Raw genomic sequence first — 4,597 nt, forward strand, 5'->3', positions numbered from 1 at the left:
GATGGAACCTGGCTCGCTGGCGAGCGCAGCGGTCCGTGAGGCCATTGACGTCCGTAGTCGAGTCATGCCCGGATCGGACGCGGTAGGGAAGAGGGCAGTCGTTTGCTCTCATAGTGCCGGCCGTGAGCGTTATCGGGTTCCACCCAAAGCAGGCGTAAAATCAAGGCAATGCTCTCGGCCAGCGATGCTGAAGCGAAGCGCAGCCGCACCCCCGTGACTGTTGATGAGCGCGCCGGGGGGATCCTTTTTTGACAGTGAGGGATCATTTTCTCCCGCAGCCTTGCGAAAAATGAGCTATAATGTGCGCCAGAGAACAATGAGCAAGGAGGGACTATGCCCGTCGTCACACAACTGGCCGTCACGGTGGAAAATAAGCCCGGTAGTCTGGCCCGTATTTGTTCGGTTCTGGGGAATGCGGGAGTGAACATCTCGGCCATTTACGTTCCGGAAGCAAAAGGGAAGGGGCGCGTCCGGCTGCTGGTAGATAACGCGACGCGAGCAAAGAATGCTCTGGAACAGGCCAAGCTCCGCTTCAGCGAGGAAGAAGTTCTGGCTCTCCACGTAGAAAACAAACCGGGAGCTTTTGCGGCTCTAGCCGACAAACTGGCGCAGGCCAAGATCAACATCAAATATGCCTATGCGACGACGGCCGAAGGCTATGCGCGGGCGGTGGTGATCCTGGCCGTGCCCAATGTCGCGAAGGCGCTCGCGGCTCTCGGAGGCTAGAAAAGCGACCTCAACTCGAACAGGTCCTCTCGCCAGTGTCTCTCACGTGGCAGATGGAAGCCTCGCGTTACCGTGAGGATCGTTCTTCTAAGATCGCTTCCAGCTCAGCGATAGCTTCAAAGTCTCGGGGGCGGCCGGCGGCCCGTTTGACCTGAATGAGCCGCTCAAGCCCGAGGCACAAACAGTCAACGCCAAAGAGGTGAATCCGCTCCGCGTACGGGAGTAGATCGTCATAGCCGCCGCCACCGGTGATCTCCCCGAGCAGATCAATAGCCCCCAATGAAGTAGCCAGCGTGAAGTTGAGCCCATTCCAGATCGTCCGTTCTTCCCACCGGAACGGCAATCCCGGCGGCGCCCCACGCGGATACGGCTGGAGCGGAGCCAGCGCCTCAACGAGGCGGGCCACGTTCTCTGGCGTTCGCCGATAGACAATATCCAAATCCTCCGTCGAGCGGGCAGAACCGTGAACCACGGCCGCGACGCCACCGACGATGATAAATTCAACCCGAGCCTTGACCAGCAGCGGGATCAGTTGGTCAAGCTTCGTGAGCATGGTTTTTTGCGCGTCGCGCCTCTTCGATGAACTGCTGTAACCTCATCAAGTTCTCGATGCGTTGCTCAACGGAAAGTTTGAGGTTCTCACGGATGAGCGTGCGATCCACATCCTTTTTATACGCCTCGATGACGGGATCGGGCTCCAGCGGTTTATCCTGTTGATGCATACGGTTGCTCCGACGGGCATTATAACATGGGCCTCAGCGGCCTCGCTTGCCCCGCGGGAGGTCTGAGGCTTCCCCCTGTGTCGGAGGATCATCCTCGGATGCCGGGTCCTCTGTTATCAACCTTCTTTCGACTGACCGATCAGCGATTGACTGACCAGTGACTTCGTGAGTCGGGCTAAAAATGTGGAAGTGCCAGCTCCACGCCGAAGGATGATCCAGAAGCTCCTGCTTCTTGGGCCCGGTCCGGGAAACGACGGTTGGTGGAGCTAGGGGGATTCGAACCCCCGACCTCTTGAATGCCATTCAAGCGCTCTCCCAACTGAGCTATAGCCCCACCAAAAGCGATAAAGAGACTACAAAACCTCTCCCCGGTTCGTCAAGGTTATCCTGCAGCCATCTTCCGAGCCTCGCCCTCGGGGGGACGCCAGGCTGAAAATAAAAATGCTTGACTTGCCTGATGGCTTTCTCCATACTAGCGCCCGATGCTCGCCGTTAGAAGCGCCAGGCGAACCCGGCGGGATAGCCTGCGCGATTGTGGTGGTGCCTGTAGGTTGATGATCGGACGGTTGATCATGCTCGGATCATACACTCAGCGGTTCGACAGCTCACGCTCAACGTGGATGAGGAGGCGGCTATGGTTCTTGCGCGCGCGGTTCAGCAGCTCACCCAGCCAATGGAACCGGATGAGCGAATCCTTCAGCGAATCCATGAGATCCTCAATCGCAGTCGGCAGCTCGCCTTACTCAACCTCCTGCTGGCTTCCGTCCATCACTCGCTAGAGGAAGATCAGGTCTTAAAGAACGCCGTTCAATGGGCGCTGGAGGCGCTCCCCTGCGAGGCTGGAGGGATTTATTTACTCGATGATTCTTCGGCTGAGCTGACTCTGGCATTTTCTCACGGCGTTCCCCACAGCTTCCTCTCCTCCTTCAGCCGGGTGAAAGCGGGTGAGGGCGTCATCGGTCAGATTGTCGAGCAGGGCGAGCCCGTTGTGGTTCAGCTCACGGCCATGGATTCGCGCGTCCTTTCGCCCGGATTGAGCCGTGAGGGGTTTCAACTTTTCCTGGCGATTCCCCTGCGGTCGCGGGAGCTACGGGTGGGAGTGCTCTTTCTCGCCAGCCGACAGACGTGGGAGTTGCCGGAGACATTCCGACAGTTTCTCGACTCCCTGGGGGAGATCATCGGTACGGCACTCGAACACGCTCGTCGCTATCGGCGGACGGTCGAGCTGTCCGAACGCGAGCGACGGCGGGCGGCGCACCTTCACCATGTCACTCACGTGGGCCGACAGATCCTGCTCGCGCCGGGTTCATCCAAGCTGTTTACGGAAGCCGCTCGACTGGTCCACGATGTTCTCGGGTATCCTTTCGTCTGCGTGTTCAGCGTCGAGGAGGAAACCGAACAACTCATCCTCCGGGCAGCAGAGGGAATATTTCCCCAGACGATCCCCATCGGTTCCCGACAGAATCTCTATCACGGGATGGCCGGCTGGGTGGCTCGTCACGGTGAGCCTGTGCTGGCCAACGATGTGACGAAGGAACCTCGGTTCCTCCGCCTCTATGCGGAAACGAAAGCGGAGCTTGACGTGCCCATCGCCCTGGAGGGGCGCACGCGGGGTGTGCTGGCCATTCACAGTGATCGGCCGTTCGCCTTCACCAATGATGACCTTTTGCTGGCCGAGATCGTTGCCGGATACATAGCCGTCGGTCTGCACATGGCCCGGTTGCTCGAAGAGAGCCACAAGCGCAGCGATCGGCTCGCGCAGATGGAACAAAGCTGGCGCCTTTTGATCGAGACTCTTCCCTTCGGCATCCTTGTCGTTCAAAACGACGCGATTCGCTACGCCAACCGCCGTGCCGCTGAACTGACGGGATATTCCCCGGATGAGCTGTATGGGCTGCGAAGCTTCTCCGGGATCGTCGCCGAGAGCTGTCGCGATGCCCTCCACGCACAGGAGGAATATCCGGGCGGAGGCTCGGAATCGGCTCTTGTTCGGCTGACGCTTGTGAGGAAAGATCGTCGCCCTCTGACCTTTGACGTGATCCGATCGCCGCTCGCCTGGGAGGGTCATCCGGCATCCGTGCTCGTTCTCACCGAGGCGAATCAGCACCCGGTATCCCGCGAGCAGGACCTGCATGCCGAGAAGCTGGCCGCCATCACTCAGTTCGTATCCGGGATCGCCCATGAACTGAACAGCCCCCTCACGAGCATCGTCGGCTATTCCGAGCTGGTACTCTCCGAAGGACGACTGAGCGAGTCGGTCAAGCGCGATCTGGAAATGATCGTCACGCAAGCTCATCGGGCGCGCAAAGTCGTGCAGAACCTGCTCGCTTTCGCCCGGTGGTACACTCCAGAAAAGCGTCCCGTCAACATCAATGACGTGATCGAAGCGGCTCTCCGGGAACGCGCCTCGCAACATGAGGCGGCGCACATCCGCGTGAAGCGCGATTTCGCTTCCGATCTCCCGAACGTTCTCGCCGATCGCGCCCAGCTCCAGCAAGTCTTCCTCAACATCATCATCAATGCCGAGCAGGCCATGACCGATGCGCATGGCGGCGGCACGCTCGTCATCCAAACGCGGATGAAGAAAAAAGTTCAGGGAGAAAAGGAAAGCCCGGTGGTGGAAATTCGCTTTCAGGACGACGGGCCGGGCATCTCGCCGGAGAACCTGCGGCGCATCTTCGATCCCTTTTTCACCACCAAGCCGCCGGGCGTGGGAACGGGCCTGGGACTCTCGATCTGCTATGGCATCATCAAGGAACATGGCGGGGACATCTATGCGCTGAGCCGCGAGGGTCACGGGGCCACCTTCATCGTTGAGCTTCCCCTGTCGCTGACCGTGACGACTAAAGATGCGTCCGATTGGCGCTCCGGATGAGATCCGGCCGCTACTCTGGAGGATGAAACGCCTCCACCGGAGGCGCGTGATCATACGATTTCCAAAAATCGAGCCACGCGTGCGCGCGCGGCCGGGTGAAACCCCGGGTGACGCGCCGAGAGAAATTTCTCCAGCCCGCGGCGTCGGAGGGCAAACGCAGCCGGTGGGTGTCCCTCACGCGGGATATGTCAGGGATTTCTGAGAGTATGAGTGGCGAACGTCACTGGATACCGCCAGGAAAGGAGGTGTTCGCAGCGCAATGAAAAAGAGCATC

General features: G+C 59.6%; 4 protein-coding genes and 1 tRNA gene. 2 read left to right on the top strand and 3 right to left on the bottom strand.

Annotated elements, in window-relative coordinates; translation table 11 throughout:
- The first annotated feature begins 333 nt into the window (after positions 1-333).
- Positions 334-726, top strand: a complete 393-nt coding sequence (locus VNM72_11045) for an ACT domain-containing protein (protein ID HXF05936.1) — start codon at positions 334-336, stop codon at positions 724-726.
- A gap of 67 nt (positions 727-793) precedes the next feature.
- On the opposite strand, the gene VNM72_11050 is transcribed toward VNM72_11045, so the two are convergent.
- The 3 genes from VNM72_11050 to VNM72_11060 form a co-directional block, all read right to left on the bottom strand.
- Positions 794-1,279, bottom strand: coding sequence for a DUF6036 family nucleotidyltransferase (locus VNM72_11050; protein ID HXF05937.1), 486 nt, complete (start codon positions 1,277-1,279; stop codon positions 794-796).
- Positions 1,263-1,448: a hypothetical protein gene (locus VNM72_11055; GenBank protein HXF05938.1), complete on the bottom strand. Its 186-nt coding sequence runs from the start codon at positions 1,446-1,448 to the stop codon at positions 1,263-1,265. The genes VNM72_11050 and VNM72_11055 overlap by 17 nt, the downstream gene beginning before the upstream one ends.
- 258 nt (positions 1,449-1,706) lie before the next feature.
- Positions 1,707-1,782: transfer RNA gene (locus tag VNM72_11060), tRNA-Ala, on the bottom strand.
- Between the two features lie 300 nt (positions 1,783-2,082).
- Here VNM72_11060 and VNM72_11065 point away from each other — a divergent pair.
- Positions 2,083-4,323, top strand: coding sequence for a GAF domain-containing protein (locus VNM72_11065; protein HXF05939.1), 2,241 nt, complete (start codon positions 2,083-2,085; stop codon positions 4,321-4,323).
- Positions 4,324-4,597: the final 274 nt, after the last annotated feature.

It is taken from the genome of Blastocatellia bacterium, assembly GCA_035573895.1.
Taxonomy (GTDB): domain Bacteria; phylum Acidobacteriota; class Blastocatellia; order HR10; family HR10; genus DATLZR01.

Excerpts from the sequence above, each read along its gene's own strand:
- VNM72_11045 (HXF05936.1), top strand. The coding sequence starts at position 334 with ATGCCCGTCGTCACACAACTGGCCGTCACGGTGGAAAATAAGCCCGGT.
- VNM72_11050 (HXF05937.1), bottom strand. The coding sequence starts at position 1,279 with ATGCTCACGAAGCTTGACCAACTGATCCCGCTGCTGGTCAAGGCTCGG.
- VNM72_11055 (HXF05938.1), bottom strand. The coding sequence starts at position 1,448 with ATGCATCAACAGGATAAACCGCTGGAGCCCGATCCCGTCATCGAGGCG.
- VNM72_11065 (HXF05939.1), top strand. The coding sequence starts at position 2,083 with ATGGTTCTTGCGCGCGCGGTTCAGCAGCTCACCCAGCCAATGGAACCG.